The sequence below is a fragment of the Zunongwangia profunda SM-A87 genome (genome assembly GCF_000023465.1).
Lineage (GTDB): Bacteria > Bacteroidota > Bacteroidia > Flavobacteriales > Flavobacteriaceae > Zunongwangia > Zunongwangia profunda.
Genome location: NC_014041.1, coordinates 4925046 through 4945270, shown reverse-complemented (window position 1 = coordinate 4945270; position 20225 = coordinate 4925046). Strand labels below are relative to the sequence as shown.

Sequence of the window (20225 nt, the reverse complement as noted above, 5' to 3'; positions counted from 1 at the left end):
TCCCTGGCTATCATAGTTAGGGGTAGAAATTAATTTTATATTCAGGACAAAAAAGTAAAATGCCAGGAAGTTAATCTGGTAATTAGACTACGGCAAAGCTAAATGGTTTAATGTGATTTGCCTTTTAACAATTATTTTTCGTTATATATCTCCCGCATTATTCAACGCAACCTATTATTTTATTTGGCATCTAGTTAAAAATGAGAGGGATGAGAAAATTGATCTTTATAGGGTCCACTGTTTTATTTTTTAGTTGTACCAGCGGAGATGAAGCTACAAGAAGTACTGAGTATTCTGAATATATGCTAGCTGTAAGTATAGAAACAGATATAGATTTTATGCCGAAGGAAATTTATACAAGTAACGATGTGCAAATACCCGAATTAAAATTAGAATTACGGAGTACAGAAATATATGGCTGTTTGAATTTTGGTGTAGAAGTATCTCAATTTAAGAATGAGCGAACATTGATCATTAGGTTTGAATCCATTGTAGAACCTGGCATTTGTTTAACAGCTATGGGACCGGCCAGAACTATGGTCGATTTGCCTTTAGATGTAAATAAAATCATTTTTATAAACGGAAATAAACTTGATGAATATGACGTATCAATTAATGAAGAAAAAGTAAGTTTTTCTGCTGTAAGCAAAAGTTTTACCACATCCTTATACGAGGATACCTTTAGACTTCCCAAGCATTCATTTGCCTTTGTATGTGGTACAAATACTGATAATACACATATTTATGATGAATTCTTGTCGATCTTAAGAGAAAATCCGGCATTCGAAGAATTTGAATTTGAAGGAGATGGAAGGATTCCCTATGCAGAAACTTCAGATGGACATTGGGTAAATCATCTCTCTAAATATTTTAAATATACAGAGGTATCGGACTTTGAAAAATTAGCAGTTGTTTTAAATAATTTCTCTTCACAGCATATCGAAAAGAATTCTGGGGTATCGATAGCTCTTACCAGCTGGGATAACTGGCAGTATTACAGTTGGGTCGAAAATTAATTCGTCCTGTTTTTTAGCCTTGTAGCTTCGGTAATGACCTGTTCCGGGAAATTATAGAGTTCTAAAATCTTGATCGCATTTTTTGTTTTAAGCGGCCCTTCTTTTAATTTATGATCAAAGTTTAAAGTCTGGTTTTGGATGTTTTCACTAAAATGATACAGTTCGAAATCGTTTTGCGTTAGCATTTCGGTAAGTTCAATATCATGGGTAGAAACCATTACCATATTTTGTGATATGTTTAAGTAGGATAAAATAGATTTCCCGGCTGCGATGCGCTCTTCAGTATTTGTTCCTTTAAAAATTTCATCTAAAACAAATAATTTCGGTATATCTTCTTTAGAACAATCTAGTAGTTTTTTAATTTGCAGTACCTCCTCAAGGTAGTAACTGGTTTTTTTACTTAGGTTATCGGTAATTCTTATTGAAGAATATAACTTTAGAAACGGAGCAGTAAAATGTTCGGCAAAACAGATATTTATCGTTTGGGCCAGTAATGTATTTATGGCTACCGTTCGAATAAAAGTACTTTTTCCGGACATATTGCTACCGGTAAGAAGCATGCTTTTTTCTGAAAGTCTTAAATCGTTGGTAATGCAATTTTTAACTAGAGGATGCCAAATTTTTTCGAATTTGATCTCTTTTTTAAAACTAAAAGAAGGTTGGCAAACGCGATCTTGATATTCTGTTTTAATCGAAGCCACAGCAATAGCGGAATCAATCTCTCCTATATAACGAAAGAGTTTTTCGATATCGGTTTTTTTATGCTGGATGTCCTTAAGAAAGCTGAAAAATAACAGGATTTCAATATTAAAAGTGATTTTTAGCAGCTCAAAGAAAAACCAGCCCAAAAAAGCGAACTCATCATTCATCTTATTCTCAAAGCCAATAAGCGAGGTTTTAAACTGAATTTTCTTTACAGACCCTAGAAAACTCAAGTCCTTAAAATAGGCTTTAATATTACCGAAATTCGATATTTTATCGCCAGCTTTTATTGCGATGCTAAGCTGATGGACAGCATTTAGATAATAGTTGAGGTTATTTTTATTGCGATAATGCAAAACCATATTGGTCATAAAAACCGGAAGCATAATTAGGAATAAAACTGGATAAAAGAAACCACCAATCAGGCTAAAAATCGATAAAAAACTAAGAATAAATACCCAAACAATCCATTTTGGGCGTTTCATGGGTTCATCTGTAATTAACCGCACAAAATCGTACGCATTATAATGATTCAGTTTCGATAATTGCGACTGAATTTTTAAGCGGTCGTTTTCAGCTTCTAAAAATGTATCTGAAAATGTCGAAAATCGCTTCAATTGATTTTCAGAATTAATATTCCGTAGATGGTTGTAAAAATATTGTTGCCCGGGTTTAGAAGAGGTACGATCTAAAAGAATGAAAAGCGCTGCAAAATCCAGATCTTTTGCGGTTTGATCGTTGATTTGATGAAAATCGCCTACAAGCAACTTAGAATCAAAATAGCGTTTAACTTCTTTAAAATTGAATTTTTCATCTTTCGCTTTTCCCCAATTTTCTACCAGTTGTTGTAATCGTTTCTTTTCAGATCTTTTCTTTAAAAATCTGAATAATAGAAAAAGCCCAATCCCTATTATGGTAATTAAATAATAAAGCTGCATTAAGAAAATTTATTTACAAGATAGCCAATAAAAGCAGCCAGACCTATCCAAAATATAATTCCGTAAATAATGAGTTGGTTAGCCTGTTTTAGTTTAGTATCGTAGCCGTATTTTTTAAAACGTTCCAGCTGTGATTGGCTAAAATCATCTGTAGGTTTATGTCGTGCTCTTGGAGTTATAAATGGTAAAATGAAGAACTGTAAATTTTCAGTTTTGCTTAAATTTGCTTCTGCGCGTTTCCTTCTATTTTCTTCTTCTGGATTCATTTAATAAAGCATATGCTAATCTAATAAGCTTAGAAATTCTTCCTGTTTAGATGGTCGTGGGGAATTAGTAGAAAGAATAATACTGTCGTTCTTGATAAGTGTATACTTAGGAATGGAATATCTATTTTTAGTTTTCCCTAATTGCAGAAAAACATGGGCTAAATTTGATTTTTTAAAGTCGGCAAAACGATAATGTTGTTCTTTATTGGTGTAATTTTCAAGCTGATTTACCGTTTCTTCCCATTTTTCCAGATCCTCGTCGACCGATATATACACGGTTGAAATATCCTTTTCCTTTAGCATCGGATTGTATTCATCAGACTTTTGCATTTCAGCAATACAAGGGGCGCACCAACTAGCCCAATTATCTATTAATTTAAATTTTGAAGGATCATTCTTAAAAATATCCTTCAGTTTTATCGAATCTCCTTTTAAGTTGATCAATTTCTCATCGAGTAGTTGTTCGCTTAATTTAAAATCCATGCTGTTTAGATCGAAAATAATTTCATTGATTTTGCTTACGTAATCTTCTTTTTTAGAGAACTCTTCGCGATAATCGTTAATTAGTTCTTCAATTAAAGTTTTTCCTTTTTGTCCAAACGCCAGTCCGGCTTCGTGATAGTTGTAAATAAGTCGAGCTATAGCAAAGCTTTCGAGATCATTATCAAGATTGCTTTTTATAAAGTCACGTTCGTTTATAAAATTATCGATGGAATATCCAGGAACTTCAGCGTTTGCAAAAACACTATGGATATACTTTGGGAGAGTTCTTTTAAAACAATCATTATACAATAATTCTGGCCTGTTAAAATCATCTTCAAAATTTATGGTATCAAAATATTCCTTGGCATCGAACATCGCTACCTCACCATCAAACTGCATTTTATTAATGACTTCATCCAAGTCAGATCCTTGATAGGTGCCATTTGAGAGTTGATGATCTCTTGGGGAAATTAAATGGAGAAGATATTCGTATTTTAATGCCGCATAGGTTTGCTGTTTAAAATCTTTGCTTACTTCCGGATGAGCTTTTATATAATTTTCGAGTATTTTCTTTTTCTGATTATAAAACTTGGTATTATCGTTTTTGTATTGATCAAAATCACCCTTAAAAACGCCCCAATTTCCGGTTGCCGTTTCTTCTAATTGCTGAAAGAAATTATAATGAGCCGCATTTTTACCAGAAAAGCTGATTTTATGATTTTTAATTTCCATAAAAATACTGTCTCCGGGAGTAATGAAAAATCGCGAAAAAAGTGGAGGTAAACCTCCTTCCTCAAAAGCTATAAGGTCGATTATTTGAGGTTTAGACAATTTCTGAATTTCGACATAAAGCGAATCTCCATGATTTTCTTGTTGGATGTTTGATACTTCGTTAAAGAGACCGGTATGAACTAAAAGATTAAAATATTTAAAGTTATAGGGAGCATCTGTTTTGCCAATTAAAATAGCTTTAGCGTTAATGGTATCAATTGGTTTGTTTTGCAGGGTAGGAATCGTCTCTTCTTCTAAAGAAGCGCTTTCAGCTAAATTTTTATCCGAATTTTTGCAGGAAGCACAAAGAAGAATAATAAGGGCGATGAGGTAATGATGATTTTTGAATGACATATTTCAGTTTTATTTTATGTCTAAAAGTTAGTATTTTTATACAAGAATGTTGAGATTTCCAATAGATTTTTATTCAATTCGATTTCAATGTTTTCTTGTAAAAGTGGGAGATCGTCAAAGTTGGGCGTTTCGATTAAAACCACTTCTAAAACTGAATAATCTGGCATTTCCTTGCGATTTTTATTCCATTTTGTTTCCTTCAAGAATGTCCAGTATTTTTTCTGAATTTCAGCAGTATTACCCAAAAGCCAAAGTTCAAATCGCATTTCGAGGTGGTTTAAGACCAATCCGAATTTTAGTTTTTTGCTTTTCAGAAAATCATTAGAAAAATAGAAATACGTATAATCCAGATAGCCATGCAAAATTCCGGTAACCGAATAATCAAAAGAAGAATCTCGCTTAAGATCTGTCCTAAGTTTCATAACGAATGAAACCAGCTCTTTGTAAGCAATAAGAATATCGCCTTTTTGAAGCTGAGCCTGGTAAGAGGCAATATAATTGTTTAGATTTTTCATAAAAAAGAGAGATAGTCCTGCTAAAATAATCTTTTGAAAAAGTAGCCAACTCTTCTAAGTAGGTTTGTTTTTTCAACAACAACAATTCCTGTAGTTATGGTTTCTGAAGTATTCATTTTGATATCTAAATTTTCAGACTTTAAATCAGCATTTATAACTTGTGTTTCATAGCCTAGTGATGTAAACTCTAATTTAAGATTATTTGCGGTAGTTTTTGCAGCGAGAACAATCATAAAATTCCCATCAAAATCGGTTTGCGTTAAGATTTTAGAATCTAAGACCTTAATGTGTACGCCAGGAATAGGAAGATCCTCTTCATCGGTCACGGTGCCAGAAATTACAATACTATCTTTAGCTGAAATTGAATGTTTTTCTTCGGAATTCTTTTCTGAAGTTTTCTCTAGTTGTTCGGTTTTAGTTGAAGTTTTTTGGGCATTTGCCGGCGCAGCGATTGCTAAAACTGAAGTAAATCCTGCTGCTACAACTAGTTGTTTCCAGTTGGTTTTAGAGTTGTTAGGTTTTAAATCGCGAAAAAGCTGAGATTGTTTAAATCTACCACAAATTTTTTGTCCGCTTTTTATTTTTTGAAGTAATTCGTCATCTGTAGTATTTGTGAAATCGATCACTTCTTTTTCACAAACCTGGCAAAATTTCCCGAGCTGAGAAACCGTCATGTGTTCCCAGTTTTCGCCACAGGCTTCGGGAATTTCAATAGAGATTTTCATAGTTTTCAATTTGTGAATACCAAGGTTTTTTGGCGCAAAAAGTAGCAAGCCATATTAAAGCTATACAGACAAATGTTACAATTGTAGGTAATAGTAACGCCTGATTGCCTTAAACTTCTAAGGTATTTGCTTTAAATTTAATATTATTTTTGGGATATACTTTTTCAAATTAAAAATTAGCAGAAGGAATGTGCAGTTCCATTTTGTGAATTCTTAATTCATGTTTTTGATGAACAATGATGTCAATATAAAAAAATCGCTATTCAAAATTGTATATGCGGCTTAGATAGAATAAAAATCTCATTTAAGTTATAAAGAGTATAGAAATTCATTCCCTTTAATTATCGAGAATAAAAATGTCATCAATAAGAAAAATAATGTAGCTTAATGGATTGATAATTTTCAATAGATAGGTGAAGATTTTAATATTTTTAAATCACGAAAACTATGAAAACGCTAAGAATACTCAGTATTGTAACTTTGATACTACTATCATCTTGTGATCCCCCATTTCATAGTGAACCAGAGTTTGTAGGCTACAACTTATATTTAAGTTTCCAGGATATTGCGGGAAATGACTTAGTTAAAGAAATTGAATTAAATGACTCTTCAAGATCTGTAAAAGACGCTTTATATACCTTAGATATTATTATTTCTGAACCATGTTGGAATTGGGATAATGACATCTATAATGCTCCTGCCCGGCCTGGCTTTGAGCCAGATGTTAACCGTCCCACATTTGGGTTGTCCCGGTATAATGAATATTCTTACCTTACAAATCAGTTTGGTTTACCAATAGACGATTGTCCCAAACAGGAAATGCTTACGTACAAAATAAAGTGCCCATATATATTTGGAGATGATGCTGTACATGAATTGGTTACCTATTGGGAAATTCCGAACGAAAGAAATCCTTCCGCTAAATGTTACCGTATAACATTTGAAGGTAATGAGGTAACACCATCTCCTATGGATAAATACGATTATAATTATACAGCAGCTATTATTCTAGAATAAAATGTGGAGAATTCTAATAGAGTAAAAAAGGGTATGGTGACATCGTACATGGCCAACTGTGGCTTAATACTTAATCAATAAACATATACGGTTGAACCTGTTCCTCTATGTCACTAATGATATAAGCTGTTCAAATAATCTTCTTTTTCCGATAATCTTTTTAAATCGATCATAACAGGTATCGAGTCATTCATCACTCCATTTATGGTGAAATTTTCTTTATCCAGGCGCCCTGTGATCGAATTGATTTGATCTACCGGAGGGTCAAAATACATTCTAATTTCTCTTTTAAAGATCGAATATGCGCCATAGTAAATAGAATCATTAATAGAGATTACCGCCTGTTGATTATATTCTAAAAATAACATGGGATCAGATCCTAATTTCCCTTTTGTAATATTGATGTCTGAATAGTTAATCTTAAACTCCTTAATCGTATAACTTCCAGTAATCGTGTCGTCTACTTTAGATTTAATATTATACGAAAATATGCCATAACCAATGGGCAGCATTAAAACATATAGAAAAGGAAGCTTATGTACGAATCCTTTTTTCTTCGGAAGTAATGATGTCTTAAACTTACCGCTATTAAGGATAAAAAATTTATAAAGATCTTTTCTATATTCAAATAACAATAAGATAGTTAGAACAAGATCCAAGATTATATGTGAAATGGCAAAGTAAATTTCAAATTCTATATTTAATATGAGAATGTTTAGGCAAATCCCAATGGAAAGTAATAAAGCAATTAATCTTGTTCTTCTAAAAACGATTAAAATTCCTATCAATAGCTCAGCTAAACCAATAAAGATATTGTAATTATATGACCTTCCAAAGAAAGACCACATGTGTTGATATTTAGATATTTCGACTAGCGGTAAAAATGACTCATAATGCAAGATCCTAAATTGCATAAACAGCAATTTGGGAATTCCAAAACAGATCATTTTAATAGATAGATAATAAATGGCCAGATACTTAACAACACCAATTATCTTTTTAGTAAGGTTTGATTTCAATTGATAATTTAATAGTGATAAAAATAAAACGCTTTTATTCTTAAGCTATTGTTTACTAGCGATATTCAATAAATTTTGTCGTTTGCAAACGAATTCAATCGTTTACAAACGTATCTATACGAAAACAATTAGTTTACAGACGGATATAGTTTTAATGCTCATCTATGTTTGCAGGGTTGAAATGAACGAATGATTTTCAATTACAATTAAATTCTATAGTTATGAGCACTTTACGAAACAGCGTTAAATTGATTGGCCATGTAGGCACAGAGCCCGAAATTGTAAATTTAGAATCAGGTAAAAAACTGGCGAAATTTTCTATTGCAACCAACGAGTATTATAAAAATGCCAAAGGAGAGAAGGTTTCTGAAACCCAATGGCATAACCTTGTGGCCTGGGGGAAAACGGCAGATTTGGTCGAGAATTATGTGCCTAAAGGAAAAGAAATCGCAATAGATGGTAAACTTACCAGTAGGAGTTATGAAGATAAAACAGGTACTAAAAGGTATATTACAGAAATTATATGCAACGAAATCCTGCTGTTAGGAAAGTAGATCGAATTGGGATTGATTTTAGTGTAAATCAAAAACTCCGTTTTTTTAATCATAGAAAACGGAGTTTTATTTTTAGATTTTTAATGCATTTGTGCCTCGCCGGCACCGCTGGGAATCCTGATGTCCTCAACAATTTGCTGTACATTTTCTGGTGGGGGAGGTGTAAGTCTAGAAATAACGATGGCCAGGATAAAATTAAGGAGCATGGCAATAATGCCAAAACCTTCAGGCGAAGTACCAAACCACCATTCACTTTCTGGTAGCGGATCCATAATGCCTATAAGTCCGGTTTTATAAGTGATCATATAAAATAGCATTAGGCTGGTCCCGGCGATCATTCCGGTAACTGCGCCCTGTCGATTCATTCTTTTATCGAAAATGCCTAAAACAATAGCGGGGAAAAAAGAAGCTGCGGCCAATCCAAAAGCTAAGGCGACGACGGCAGCAACAAAACCGGGAGGATAAATCCCGAAGAAACCTGCAACAATAATAGCCACTAATATGCTTATTCTCGCAATCATAAGTTCGCCCTTATCTGAAATATTGGGTTTCAATTGTTTTTTTACCAGATCGTGAGAAACAGAAGTAGAAATCACCAATAATAATCCGGCAGCGGTAGATAAAGCAGCAGCAAGTCCGCCGGCGGCGACCAAACCTATTACCCAGTTAGGCAATTGCGCAATCTCCGGATTGGCTAAAACCATGATATCCTTATCTACATATAATTCATTTTCAGCCGCACTGGGATTGCTAATAATACGTTCACCGTTTGCTCCTCTTTTATCGGTAAAAAGCGGTTTCCCATCCACAGCTTCAGAATTTCGATATTGGATCTTTCCGTCGTTGTTTTTATCCGTCCACGAAATTAAGCCGCTATTTTCCCAATTTTTAAACCAGTCGGGTAAATCCTTATACGCTGTTTCGTTTACCGTTGTTATTAAATTGGTTCTGGCAAAAACAGCAACTGCCGGTGCCGTGGTATATAAAATGGCAATAAGCAGTAAAGCATAGCCTGCAGATTTTCGGGCATCTTTAACTTTTGGAACCGTAAAAAAGCGAACAATAACATGGGGTAAACCAGAAGTGCCTGCCATCAAAGCCAGGGTAATGGCAAAAATATCCCATGTAGATTTTGTGCCGCTGGTATATTCCTTAAATCCTAATTGGGTATGTAATTGATCTAATTTATCTAATAGAAAGGTTCCGTCTTCAACCTTATCACCCATTCCAATTTGCGGAAAAGGATTGCCCGTCATCTGGATAGAAATAAAAATAGCAGGCACCATAAAGGCAAAAATAAGTACACAATATTGAGCAACCTGCGTGTAAGTGATGCCCTTCATTCCTCCTAAAAAAGCAAATACCAATACCACAGCCATACCAATAAGTACCCCTTTGGTAATATCTACCTGTAAGAATTGAGAGAATACAATTCCCACGCCGCGCATCTGTCCTGCCACATAGGTAAACGAAACAATTAAAGCACAGATAATGGCAATGGTTCGTGCCGAATTAGAGTAATAACGGTCGCCGATAAAATCGGGTACCGTAAATTTTCCAAACTTCCTTAGGTAAGGGGCTAGCAAAAGTGCAAGGAGAACATAACCACCCGTCCAGCCCATCAAATAAACCGACCCATCGTAACCGCTAAAAGATATAAGTCCGGCCATAGAAATAAAAGAAGCGGCACTCATCCAATCGGCAGCTGTAGCCATTCCGTTAGCTAATGGGGAAACTCCACCACCGGCGATATAAAAATCTTTTGTGGAAGAAGCCCGGGCCCAGATGGCTATACCAAAATATAGCGTAAAACTAATACCTACCAAGATCCAGGTCCATAATTGTACATCCATATTTGTAATGTTAAGTTGAGGGGGGGGGGTTAATATTGTAAAGTTTGATTATTCAGCATATCCATATTTTTTATCCAGTTTATTCATCAATCGTATGTAAATAAAGATGAGGACCACAAAAACATAAATAGAGCCTTGTTGTGCAAACCAAAATCCTAGTTTAAAACCTCCAATCTTATATTGATTTAAAAAGTCTTTAAATAGAATGCCCGCACCAAAGGATACCATAAACCATATGCTTAAAAGTATAACTAGATATTTAATGTTTTCGCGCCAGTATTTTTTAGATTTTTTATTATTCAAAATCGCATTATATTAAATAAATCATCAAAATTTAGTAAATAAAATTTATATATTTTAAAAAAAATTAGTTTTTAATTATAAATCAGCTATCACTGTGTTGTGAGGTGTATAAATATTTTTGCTGTTGCAAATCGAGAATGCAGGAACTGAGTTTGCCTTAGGTTTGCGTTTTCTAGTGAAGTACTACTGAATAATAAAAAGCATCTTTTCTTTTGCCGGGAGAATTTAGATGCGGAGTTCGCTAAATTTATGAAGAAATTGAAAGCAAGCTAGAAATAGATATTTTGCGCCAAACGATAGGTATTGGCGTGTGCCTCGATGATTATTTTTATTTCAGGAGAATAGCCACCACCCATGCTACATTGTACCGGTATTTTAAGATCGCGACAGGTTTGCAATACAAAACGATCACGTTCTTTGCACCCCTCAATGCTACAGGCAAGTCGGCCAAGTTTATCGGTTTCCAGAATATCTACTCCGCACAGATAAAAAATAAAATCTGGTTGTACTTTTTCAATAAGATCGGGTAGTATTTCTTTTAAAGTTTCTAGGTAATACTCATCTTTAGAGCCATCGGGAACTTCGATATCCAGGTCTGAAATTTCTTTTCTAAAAGGGTAGTTTCCTTTACCATGCATCGAAAAGGTAAAAACCGAATTATCATTCTGAAAAATTTCAGCCGTACCATTTCCCTGATGGACATCAAGATCGATAATCAGTATTTTTTCAGCTAATTTTTTCTTCTGAAGATATCTTGCCGCAATTGCCTGATCGTGCAACAGGCAAAAGGCTTCGCCATGGTCGCTGTAAGCGTGATGAGTACCACCGGCAATATTCATTGAAATTCCATTTTCTAGAGCATACTGACAGCCTTCAAGAGTACCACCGGCGATAATGATTTCACGATCTACCAGTTCCTGAGAAAGTGGGAATCCGGTTTTTCTAATCGCTCTTCGATCCAGCGTAAGGTTCGTTAAATTTTCGACATATTCTTTGGTATGCACCGCAAGAATGTCTTCCAGATCTGCTGGTTTTGGCTCAAAAAAATGTTGTTGTTCACAAGTACCCTCATGTAAAAGCTGTTTAGGTAGCAAATCGTATTTCTCCATGGGAAAACGATGCCCTTCTGGTAATGGATGTTTGTAAATAGGGTGGAAGGCAATTTTGAGCATAAATTACAATAAGTAAAATCTAGATCTTAAAAAGCTTATAAGTTTTAGAGTTAATATCATAATATCCTAAAACATCTAATTTTTTATTTTTAAAAATAACCTGTGATTTAGGAGTTTTTATGTTGTTTAGAATTGCAGAAGCTTTAACTAATATGTTGGGAGCTATTTCTGATTCAAGATGATTAAAATTGTTATCAAATACACCCGTGGTATGTAATTCTTTTTCACCGAAGGAAATAGGAACTGCTCCAAACTGAGGTGTAGTATTAAAAGTTTTTAACTCTGTTACACCTCCTATAGATATTTGGTATTCATTATTTAATAGATGACCAAAAATTGCAACTTGACCTTTTTTAATTTTTTTTAAAAATCTTTCAGGAGAATCTATTTCTTTGTGGTAAGCAAGTCCACCGTCCTGTATAAGAGGTTTATTAATAAAGGGGATATTTTTTTGTGAGCTATTAAAATTGTATGATTTGATTACAGCGGATGAATTATTTAGGTCTCTGATATGAAAAGCTAGATTTTCAGAATTCATTGCTATTTGCAAAAGGTAATTGTCTAAAAGAGAACTATTAGAGTTTGACGGGCCACTATCATAAGTTAAGTTAGGTTGAAAGAACTCCTTTAAAGTATAATTTAACTCATTTAAATTAATATCAATTTTTGTTGTATTCAAATTTCTATTATCAAGTGTAATTGAAAGTCCGTTTGGAGATTCGTACAATTTAAAATTGCTAGATGAAGCTATTATATTTGAAGGCAAACCCATATCGATAAACGAACTATTTTCTATGAGTTCTGATAAGTAAACTTTTTTGTCTCTGTTGTTAAATAGTTCCTGTAGAATATAAATTGTTTTAGGAGTATTTAGATTTTTGAGACTGTAGAAATTAAGTTTATTTGATTTATTTGAAACTGTAATCAATTGTATACCATTCCAGTTAATAGAGGCGATAAACTTTTCTTTTTTTAACTTGAAGTCGATTTCTCTAAATACACTTTTGCCAGTTTCTAAATTAGTTGAAAAGACTCCGAAGTTTTCGAATTTGTCATCAGAGATTAGAATCTTGTAATCTTCTTTTGTAGCTTCAAAAGTCAATGGATTTGTATATTTATTTGGAATTTTGACTTTAGAAGAATGACTCAACAATTTTAAATCATTAGATAGAATAAAGGATTGTAAATATTCCTGTTCCTGACTAAGTAATAAAGTATGATTCTGAATCTTATTTTGGAAAGCATACATATTCGCTAAAATGTATCTACCCTCTCTATTGAAATCGATCTGGAACTCACTAAGTAACTTTTGTGAATTAACTTTTAATATAGAACCAATAATTACAAGAATAAATATTAAATTTTTCATTAGAAGATACAAACTATTTTAATTTGTGAATTTTGTAATTCTGTAGGACTCATTTTCTTTGTTGTAATACCCATAGTAAACATGATCATTCCATTTAAACACATTCTCTGCGGTATCGTTATTTTTAAGCTTTTCTGTGAATTTCTTAATTTTGTCGAAAACATTTTCTTCAACGGGCCCGTCGATATGTTCAAAATTTTGGTCAAACAAACATTTTATGCGAACAGATTTACCTCTGGTATATGAAAAGTAAGCACCGGCGTATAAACTAAAATTACCTGAAACATACAATGGCATTCCAGGCATACCACCCATTCCTGGCATTCCCATCATCATAGGGGCACCTCCTCCTGCTATTTCTATATAACTTCCTATGGTTATGATATTTTTATTATCATTTTTAAAAGCTGAAACGCCTATATTCTCATTATCAATTTTTCTTAAAAATTTAGACGTTTTTTCCAGTTCACGATGCGGAGCAAACCAATCTCCTTCTTTATCCTGAATAATCGGGGTGTTCTTAAAATTAATTTCTTCATCCTTAGTGAGAAATATGTTTTTAAGAACCTCATTAGAGTTTCTATTTTTTACTTCAAAATATAATTCATTAGAATTCGCTACTACCTGATAAATATTATCATCTAATAGAAAAGAATTACTGTGATAATCATTAAGTGAGCTATATTTTGGTTTCTCAAATTGTTTAATTTCGGCAGTATAATTTTTTAGATTTACAGAGATAATAAAGGTTTCAAAAATACTTTTATCCAGGCTAAGATCGAAGCCATTTAAAGTTTTATACAATTTATTAGTTGCACTGGCCATTTCTATACTAATAGGGACTTGATTATCAATTTTTTCAACCTCTATACTTGAACTCATCCCATTGGGACTCAGTAGCATCTCATAAAGATCTTTTGAGTGAATATCCTTGATTCTATATTCAAAATCTAGATTTATTTTATTCTTTGATTGTTTTAGGCCATTAAAAGTGTAAATATTTAGGTTCGATGAATTTTTTTCAAGTGTCAATAAATACAGCTTATTGTCTTTACTTAAAGCTTCTATATAGGCTTCTTTTTTGAGTTTGAAATCGAACTCAATTTCTTTGGTTTGTCTGGTTGAAAAATCAAACTGTATGGCTCCATATTTTCTTTTATTTCTATGCTGTAGAAACAATGTGGTTACCTCTCCGTTCTGAACGTAACCTATTATGTTGTCATATTTATTCGGTAAACCATCAGATTTAAGTTGGTTTACCTGTTTTACTTCTTTATTGTAGATGTAGGCATTAAACGTTTTGTTATCATCTATAAAAAGGGTTAAGTTCCCATTTTCATCATTTGTTATGGTAAAAACCTCTTCAATAGAACGATTATTGTCTTTTAGTTCATTTGGAAGGTCGAAATATCTGTTTTGACCTTGGACATTAAAACTAAAATAAATTAAAATAGAAAGGAGAGTGTAAAATTTTTTCACGTTTAAAGCTATTAAAATTAAAAGCTGCAAATATATTATTTCAAGTTAAAATTCCTATTAAAGCTAAACTTGGCAGGGCATTATTTTTTTATTTCATCTCGTACGGGAGTTGAACATTTCATCCGGTTTGTCTAGTAAATATTTCTAAGGTTTTCTAATGAACTTCACCTTAAAATTAAAAGGATCATGATTGCTCTATTTGAGCTTTCGTTTGTTTAGCATGACGTATTGTTCTTTCTAGCAAAGAAGTATAAATAGGTTTATTTCCTAAAAATGCGGTAAAGACCGAAGCAGTTACTGTTGTAATTATCAATGGAAGTGTAAGCTCATAATTTGAAGTGATTTCTATGGCCAGCATGATTCCGGTAAGCGGAGCCCTAACGGTAGAAGCAAATATTGCCGCCATACCGGCTACAGCATATACTCCCGTTTCATTTACTAAATGTGGATTAAAATGCTGAATGGTATATCCGAATATCATTCCTAAAATAGCTCCTAAACTTAATAGGGGTGCAAAAATACCACCGGGAACTCCAGAGCTATAACTTAAAATAGAAAGGATAAATCGCCCCACGAACATAACTATGAGCACCCATATGGTAAAAGAATGCCCCAATACATCTTTAATAGTATTGTAGCCTGCGCCCGTCATATCCGGGAAGTAAATACTAAGTATGGCGATTATAATTCCCAGACCTATACTAAACACTAAAATGGGATTTTTAAGTTTACCGAAAAGATCCAGTGATTTTAATAAAGCACTATTAAATAGGTATCCTATAAAACTAAATAGGAGTCCTAATAAACCAAAAAACCAAATCTCACTGATGTCTGGTGAGCTAAATATTTTAATAGAAAGTGCTGTATCTTCACCGATTAAATAACGGGCGATAAGATCTGACGTTCCTGATCCAATCATTATAGCTGCAACTGAATAAAAATTGAACTTAAAATGACCGTGCATTTCTTCAATAACAAAAACAATTCCTGAAAGTGGAGCGTTAAAAGCACCTGCAAGTCCTGCAGCCGCTCCTGCCGATAAAAGAGGATTGTTTTGTTCGTCTTCCTGTTTAAAGAGCTCTTTTACCATTTTACCTACATTGGCTCCAATTTGAACAGTAGGTCCTTCTCTTCCCAGAAGCATGCCACTACCCAAAGAGAAAATAGAGGCTATAAATTTTACAGGTAATACTCGTTTCCAACGGGTAGGCCTAACTTCATCTAAAGCACCCTCTATTTCCTGAATACCGCTTCCGCCAGCTTCGGGGGCAAATTTTTTAACTAAAAAAAGGGCTATTTGAATAGCCCCGATTATTAATAAAATTAGTCCTATGCCTTCTAAAATTGGCGATAAAGAAAAATCGAAATTTCCATACAGTTTTTCTCTAAGATTTTCAATTTTAGAGATACATATTCTAAAGGCAGAGGATAGTAGACCTGCAATAATGCCAATAATCAATGAGTAGAGTAAAACTTTTACGTTTTTAGCATCTGCTTTAATATTGCGTTGGGCAACCTTATAAAAATAAGCAGTTTTTCCCATATCCTTGGCGTTGCCTGTTAGGCGCTATCGCTTTATATCATTAGTTTATTGTCGCTCCATTTATTACGCCATCTTCATCTGGGTTTACAAAAACCAGTTTGCCTTCAGCATTTTCAGTAAGTAAGATCATTCCTTCACTTTCTACACCTCGTAATTTCCTTGGGGCAAGATTCGCTAAAACGGTCACCTTTTTACCAATTAATTCTTCCGCTTTAAAATGTTCTGCAATACCAGAAACAATAGTTCTTTTGTCTAAGCCGGTCTCTACTTTTAAAACCATTAGTTTTTTGGTTTTAGGCATTTTGCTGGCTTCAAGAATGGTTCCTACTCGAAGATCCATTTTAGTAAAATCTTCAAAAGTAGCCGTATCTTTTTGAGGTTCTACGCTTTCACTTGCTTTAGCATTAGCCACTTTAGAGGCTTCTAATTTTTGTAGCTGTACTTCAATCTTTTCATCTTCAATTTTGGCGAAAAGTAATTCAGCTTTGCCAATTATATGACCAGAAGGCAGGAGTGCTTCTCGAGTGGTGATTTTATTCCACTGGGAAAGTTCTCCTTCGTTAAGATTCCTTTCTTCAGCACTGAATTTTAAAATCTCTTTCAGTTTATTAGAGGTAAATGGTAAAAATGGTTCACTAAGCGTCGCCAGTGCCGATGCGATTTGTAGTGCTACATACATAATGGTTTTAGTGCGTTCTTCATCGGTTTTTACCAGTTTCCATGGTTCTTCGTCAGCTAAATACTTGTTTCCTAGGCGGGCAAGATTCATTAACTCAGCCTGAGCTTCTCTAAATCGGTATTTTTCAATAGAGCTGGCGATTACTGCAGGATAGGCTTTTAAAGCTGCGATAGTTTCTTCGTCTACTTTAGAATATTCTGCCGGAGTAGGAACTTCACCATTATAGTATTTATTAGTTAAAACGACTACACGATTAATAAAGTTACCAAAAATAGCTACCAGTTCATTGTTATTTCTAGCCTGAAAATCTTTCCAGGTAAAATCATTATCTTTTGTTTCTGGCGCATTAGCGGTTAATGCATAACGCAATACATCCTGCTGGCCAGGAAAATCTTCCAGATATTCATGTAACCAAACCGCCCAGTTTTTAGAAGTCGATAATTTTTTACCTTCTAGATTTAAAAACTCGTTAGCCGGTACGTTTTCTGGTAAAATATAATCGCCATGTGCTTTAAGCATCACTGGAAAGATGATACAATGAAAAACGATATTATCTTTTCCTATAAAATGAACCATTTTGGTATCTTGATCTTTCCAATAAGGCTCCCAGTCTTTTCCTTCGCGTGCAGCCCATTCTTTGGTTGAAGAGATATAACCAATAGGTGCGTCAAACCAAACGTACAATACTTTTCCTTCGCCGCCTTCAACTGGTACAGGGATACCCCAATCCAGATCCCGGGTGACTGCTCGGGCACGTAAACCATCATCGATCCAGGATTTTACCTGTCCGTATACATTGGGTTTCCAATCAGATTTATGTCCTTCAAGGATCCATTCTTTTAGCCAGCTTTCATATTGGTCTAAGGGTAAAAACCAATGTTTGGTCTCTTTTAATGTTGGCGTAGCACCTGTAATTGCCGATTTTGGATTGATAAGATCTGTTGCGTTTAGCGACGTTCCGCAGCTTTCACACTGGTCGCCATAAGCTTCTTCGTTACCACATTTAGGGCAGGTGCCGGTTACAAAACGATCGGCAAGAAATTGCTTTGCCTCAGCATCATAAAGTTGCTCGGTAGTTTCTTCAATAAACTTCCCATCATCGTACAGTTTTTTAAAGAATGCTGAAGCGGTTTTATGATGAATTTCAGCAGATGTTCTTGAGTAGTTATCAAAAGAAATTCCGAAGTTATTAAAAGAGTCCTTAATAATCTCGTCATACTTATCTACGATATCCTGCGGAGTAACTCCTTCTTTTTTTGCCTTAATAGTAATAGGTACTCCATGCTCGTCGCTACCGCAAACAAAAGCTACATCGTGCCCTTGCATTCTTAAAAATCGGGAATAGATATCTGCCGGAACGTAAACTCCCGATAGATGCCCAATATGTATTGGCCCATTAGTGTAAGGCAAAGCTGCCGTAATTGTATATCTTTTTGGCGTGTTACTCATTTTCTGTTTTAACTTTTACTCGATAATCGAGATTAAATATTCCGGTCCCTTTGGTTATCGGGATAACTCGAAATAATAATTAATTTTTTAATAACTACCTCATGGTTTGCCCTGAGGTAGTTTACCCGGTTCTCCCGGGATTTGATTCATCTTCCCAATTTTATGGGCTATTTTTTTGTAAAACTCACCTTCATTTTTGTAAGGATGAATTTTAGGGCGTAAAGGTAAGCAACTGCGTTATAATACGCGTTAAATTCTTGCAAAACACCATGTACTCCTTCAATTTGTTTCTAATTTAGTAATTCAAAAGATCGGCCGATTGCCAATGTAATTATTTTACTTTTTTTATAACCAATCTGTGCAATTTAAATCGTCTTCTGGAGACTAATTTTCAGTAAAAACTAACCAAAAATGAAAAAAATACTTTTATTATTCGTAGTCATAAGTGTTGTGGCTTGTGGCGGAAGTAAAAAAGCTATCAATAGCGATAAGTATACCATAGAATCCCTTCAACATAAAAATTACGAGCAGATTTTAGGAATGTACAGCGATGCCGATCCAGAAAATGGTAACGATATGATGGAAGAAGGGACTGTAGAGCGGCCTTATACCATATTATATCCTGGGACTAAAGATGAAATTTTAATTACCTGGAAAGATAATGCTAAAACATCTATTTTTGATATTAATTATTCTGAAAACGGAAAATGGAGTTCTGCGACAGGAATTAAAATAGGAACCACTTATGATGAGCTTTCTAAAATAAACGGAAAAGAGGTTAAATTCTACGGATTTGGCTGGGATTATAGTGGCGCTGTAGATTGGAACGGCGGAAAATTAGAAGATTCAAATATCCGGGTGTTTTTAAATCCTGAAGGTAGAATTGCCGATAAATTTTATGGAGACCGAATGATCGATGCTTCTCCTGAGGAGATTAAAGCCTTAAATTTAAAAGTTTCCACAATCATGTACCGTGATTAAGATACAGAAGCTTTAATTATCTTAGATTTTCTTATCGGGAGGAAATAACGCCTGGTTATATGTATTCTTGAAGTAGCATTATCTTTAGAAAATTTTAAAACTATGGCTGATCATAATGAACTTGGGAAAAAGGGGGAAGGGCTGGCCATTGCTTTTTTAAAAGATAAAGGCTATAAAATTCTTGAGAAAAATTATCGATTTCAGAAAGCTGAAGTTGATGTTATAGCTTTTAAAGATAAAGTTCTAGTAGGTGTTGAGGTAAAAACCAGAAGTACTTCGCATTTTGGAAATCCTCAAGATTTTGTAAAAACCGGACAAATTCAGCGTTTGGTTTTAGCGATGAATCATTATGCTGAGGTAAAGGATCTGGATGCTGAAATTCGATTTGATATCGTGGCAATTATCAAAAATGTTGCAGGAACCCGGATCGAACTTATAGAGGATGCTTTTTACTATTTCTGAATTTAACGATGACAGCAATAACGTCTGATAGATTATCACTTATATCGATATCAAATTTTGATATTCTGAATATTCACAAATTACATTCTCTGCCAAACGTGGATAGGTTTAACACTCTTGGAAGTCCTGAAAATTTGAAAGAAACAGAAAAAATTTTTGCAATGTGGTTACGAGGTAATGATCTCATTTTTAAGATTGAATTAAAAAAGGAGAAGTCTTTTGTTGGTCTTATAGCCTTGAAACCTGGGAGCCCGAAATTTCAAAAAGCCGAGGTTTGGTATAAACTGCATCCTGATTTTTGGAATAAGGGCTATGCTACAGAGGCTTTAAAAAAAATTGTGCAATATGGATTCAAAGAGTTAAGATTGCATCGAATTGAAGCTGGCTGTGCTGTTGAGAATTTTGGTAGTATTAAGGTTTTAGAAAAAGTGGGGATGAAAAAAGAAGGTAGAAAAAGAAAATCTTTACCTCTTAAAAGTGGATGGTCTGATAGTTTTGAGTATGCGATTTTATCGACAGATTAAAATCAATGAAACTTTTAATTTAAAATTAAGATTAACCATGAGGCTTGCAAG

The 20225-nt window shown here is 34.1% G+C and carries 19 protein-coding genes; 6 read left to right on the top strand and 13 right to left on the bottom strand.

Going from position 1 to position 20225, the window contains the following annotated elements; genetic code table 11:
- Positions 1 to 209: 209 nt before the first annotated feature.
- Positions 210 to 1016 carry a hypothetical protein gene (locus tag ZPR_RS21735; protein WP_148211779.1) on the top strand — a complete coding sequence of 269 codons (807 nt, stop codon included), beginning with the start codon at positions 210 to 212 and terminating at the stop codon, positions 1014 to 1016.
- Here the strand turns inward: ZPR_RS21735 and ZPR_RS21730 are convergent.
- The 5 genes from ZPR_RS21730 to ZPR_RS21710 are packed head-to-tail and all read right to left on the bottom strand — an operon-like array spanning position 1013 to position 5770.
- A complete protein-coding gene (locus tag ZPR_RS21730) occupies positions 1013 to 2656 on the bottom strand; it encodes a MutS-related protein (protein ID WP_013073947.1) in 1644 nt (547 codons plus the stop codon). The two genes, ZPR_RS21735 and ZPR_RS21730, sit on opposite strands and share 4 nt — an antisense overlap.
- Positions 2656 to 2922 carry a hypothetical protein gene (locus ZPR_RS21725; protein WP_013073946.1) on the bottom strand — a complete coding sequence of 89 codons (267 nt, stop codon included), beginning with the start codon at positions 2920 to 2922 and terminating at the stop codon, positions 2656 to 2658. Before ZPR_RS21725 ends, ZPR_RS21730 begins: the two co-directional genes overlap by 1 nt.
- 15 nt (positions 2923 to 2937) lie before the next feature.
- On the bottom strand, positions 2938 to 4530 hold the full coding sequence (locus tag ZPR_RS21720; RefSeq protein ID WP_013073945.1) for a TlpA family protein disulfide reductase: 1593 nt from the start codon (positions 4528 to 4530) through the stop codon (positions 2938 to 2940).
- A gap of 20 nt (positions 4531 to 4550) precedes the next feature.
- A complete protein-coding gene (locus ZPR_RS21715) occupies positions 4551 to 5045 on the bottom strand; it encodes a DUF7000 family protein (RefSeq protein WP_013073944.1) in 495 nt (164 codons plus the stop codon).
- 20 nt (positions 5046 to 5065) lie between these two features.
- On the bottom strand, positions 5066 to 5770 hold the full coding sequence (locus ZPR_RS21710) for a carboxypeptidase-like regulatory domain-containing protein (protein WP_041579361.1): 705 nt from the start codon (positions 5768 to 5770) through the stop codon (positions 5066 to 5068).
- A gap of 447 nt (positions 5771 to 6217) precedes the next feature.
- Here ZPR_RS21710 and ZPR_RS21705 point away from each other — a divergent pair, with 447 nt between their 5' ends.
- On the top strand, positions 6218 to 6787 hold the full coding sequence (locus ZPR_RS21705; protein ID WP_013073942.1) for a hypothetical protein: 570 nt from the start codon (positions 6218 to 6220) through the stop codon (positions 6785 to 6787).
- Between the two features lie 113 nt (positions 6788 to 6900).
- Here the strand turns inward: ZPR_RS21705 and ZPR_RS21700 are convergent, their stop codons facing one another.
- Positions 6901 to 7635 (bottom strand): hypothetical protein, encoded by a 735-nt coding sequence (locus tag ZPR_RS21700; RefSeq protein WP_233421331.1) that lies wholly within the window; start codon positions 7633 to 7635, stop codon positions 6901 to 6903.
- Between the two features lie 392 nt (positions 7636 to 8027).
- On the opposite strand from ZPR_RS21700, the gene ZPR_RS21695 reads away from it, so the two are divergent.
- Positions 8028 to 8360: a single-stranded DNA-binding protein gene (locus tag ZPR_RS21695; RefSeq protein ID WP_041579359.1), complete on the top strand. Its 333-nt coding sequence runs from the start codon at positions 8028 to 8030 to the stop codon at positions 8358 to 8360.
- 80 nt (positions 8361 to 8440) lie between these two features.
- On the opposite strand, the gene ZPR_RS21690 is transcribed toward ZPR_RS21695, so the two are convergent.
- The 7 genes from ZPR_RS21690 to metG form a co-directional block, all read right to left on the bottom strand.
- Positions 8441 to 10213, bottom strand: a complete 1773-nt coding sequence (locus ZPR_RS21690) for a sodium:solute symporter family protein (RefSeq protein WP_013073939.1) — start codon at positions 10211 to 10213, stop codon at positions 8441 to 8443.
- A gap of 48 nt (positions 10214 to 10261) precedes the next feature.
- A complete protein-coding gene (locus ZPR_RS21685; protein WP_083759800.1) occupies positions 10262 to 10516 on the bottom strand; it encodes a DUF4212 domain-containing protein in 255 nt (84 codons plus the stop codon).
- A 269-nt stretch (positions 10517 to 10785) separates the two neighbouring features.
- Positions 10786 to 11688: a histone deacetylase family protein gene (locus tag ZPR_RS21680; RefSeq protein WP_041579357.1), complete on the bottom strand. Its 903-nt coding sequence runs from the start codon at positions 11686 to 11688 to the stop codon at positions 10786 to 10788.
- Between the two features lie 19 nt (positions 11689 to 11707).
- Positions 11708 to 13057, bottom strand: coding sequence for a hypothetical protein (locus ZPR_RS21675; RefSeq protein WP_013073936.1), 1350 nt, complete (start codon positions 13055 to 13057; stop codon positions 11708 to 11710).
- An 18-nt stretch (positions 13058 to 13075) separates the two neighbouring features.
- Entirely contained in the window at positions 13076 to 14536 is a 1461-nt protein-coding gene (locus ZPR_RS21670) for a hypothetical protein (protein WP_148211778.1), read from the bottom strand.
- Positions 14537 to 14720: 184 nt separating this feature from the next.
- Positions 14721 to 16079, bottom strand: coding sequence for a H(+)/Cl(-) exchange transporter ClcA (clcA, locus tag ZPR_RS21665; protein WP_013073934.1), 1359 nt, complete (start codon positions 16077 to 16079; stop codon positions 14721 to 14723).
- A gap of 40 nt (positions 16080 to 16119) precedes the next feature.
- Positions 16120 to 18207: a methionine--tRNA ligase gene (gene metG / locus ZPR_RS21660; protein ID WP_013073933.1), complete on the bottom strand. Its 2088-nt coding sequence runs from the start codon at positions 18205 to 18207 to the stop codon at positions 16120 to 16122.
- A 411-nt stretch (positions 18208 to 18618) separates the two neighbouring features.
- Here metG and ZPR_RS21655 point away from each other — a divergent pair, with 411 nt between their 5' ends.
- The 3 genes from ZPR_RS21655 to ZPR_RS21645 all read left to right on the top strand — a co-directional run bounded on the left by ZPR_RS21655 (position 18619) and on the right by ZPR_RS21645 (position 20174).
- Positions 18619 to 19188, top strand: coding sequence for a hypothetical protein (locus tag ZPR_RS21655; protein WP_013073932.1), 570 nt, complete (start codon positions 18619 to 18621; stop codon positions 19186 to 19188).
- A 102-nt stretch (positions 19189 to 19290) separates the two neighbouring features.
- Positions 19291 to 19650, top strand: a complete 360-nt coding sequence (locus ZPR_RS21650; protein WP_013073931.1) for a YraN family protein — start codon at positions 19291 to 19293, stop codon at positions 19648 to 19650.
- Positions 19651 to 19658: 8 nt separating this feature from the next.
- The gene (locus ZPR_RS21645; RefSeq protein ID WP_041579355.1) at positions 19659 to 20174 is read left to right on the top strand and encodes a GNAT family N-acetyltransferase; all 516 of its coding nucleotides are present in this window, start codon (positions 19659 to 19661) and stop codon (positions 20172 to 20174) included.
- Positions 20175 to 20225: the final 51 nt, after the last annotated feature.

Coding starts and splice junctions, on each gene's coding strand:
- ZPR_RS21675 (WP_013073936.1), bottom strand. CDS start 13,057: ATGAAAAATTTAATATTTATTCTTGTAATTATTGGTTCTATATTAAAA.
- ZPR_RS21720 (WP_013073945.1), bottom strand. CDS start 4,530: ATGTCATTCAAAAATCATCATTACCTCATCGCCCTTATTATTCTTCTT.
- ZPR_RS21655 (WP_013073932.1), top strand. CDS start 18,619: ATGAAAAAAATACTTTTATTATTCGTAGTCATAAGTGTTGTGGCTTGT.
- ZPR_RS21690 (WP_013073939.1), bottom strand. CDS start 10,213: ATGGATGTACAATTATGGACCTGGATCTTGGTAGGTATTAGTTTTACG.
- ZPR_RS21645 (WP_041579355.1), top strand. CDS start 19,659: ATGACAGCAATAACGTCTGATAGATTATCACTTATATCGATATCAAAT.
- clcA (WP_013073934.1), bottom strand. CDS start 16,079: ATGGGAAAAACTGCTTATTTTTATAAGGTTGCCCAACGCAATATTAAA.
- ZPR_RS21715 (WP_013073944.1), bottom strand. CDS start 5,045: ATGAAAAATCTAAACAATTATATTGCCTCTTACCAGGCTCAGCTTCAA.
- ZPR_RS21725 (WP_013073946.1), bottom strand. CDS start 2,922: ATGAATCCAGAAGAAGAAAATAGAAGGAAACGCGCAGAAGCAAATTTA.
- metG (WP_013073933.1), bottom strand. CDS start 18,207: ATGAGTAACACGCCAAAAAGATATACAATTACGGCAGCTTTGCCTTAC.
- ZPR_RS21705 (WP_013073942.1), top strand. CDS start 6,218: ATGAAAACGCTAAGAATACTCAGTATTGTAACTTTGATACTACTATCA.
- ZPR_RS21710 (WP_041579361.1), bottom strand. CDS start 5,770: ATGAAAATCTCTATTGAAATTCCCGAAGCCTGTGGCGAAAACTGGGAA.
- ZPR_RS21695 (WP_041579359.1), top strand. CDS start 8,028: ATGAGCACTTTACGAAACAGCGTTAAATTGATTGGCCATGTAGGCACA.
- ZPR_RS21650 (WP_013073931.1), top strand. CDS start 19,291: ATGGCTGATCATAATGAACTTGGGAAAAAGGGGGAAGGGCTGGCCATT.
- ZPR_RS21700 (WP_233421331.1), bottom strand. CDS start 7,635: ATGTGGTCTTTCTTTGGAAGGTCATATAATTACAATATCTTTATTGGT.
- ZPR_RS21680 (WP_041579357.1), bottom strand. CDS start 11,688: ATGCTCAAAATTGCCTTCCACCCTATTTACAAACATCCATTACCAGAA.
- ZPR_RS21730 (WP_013073947.1), bottom strand. CDS start 2,656: ATGCAGCTTTATTATTTAATTACCATAATAGGGATTGGGCTTTTTCTA.
- ZPR_RS21735 (WP_148211779.1), top strand. CDS start 210: ATGAGAAAATTGATCTTTATAGGGTCCACTGTTTTATTTTTTAGTTGT.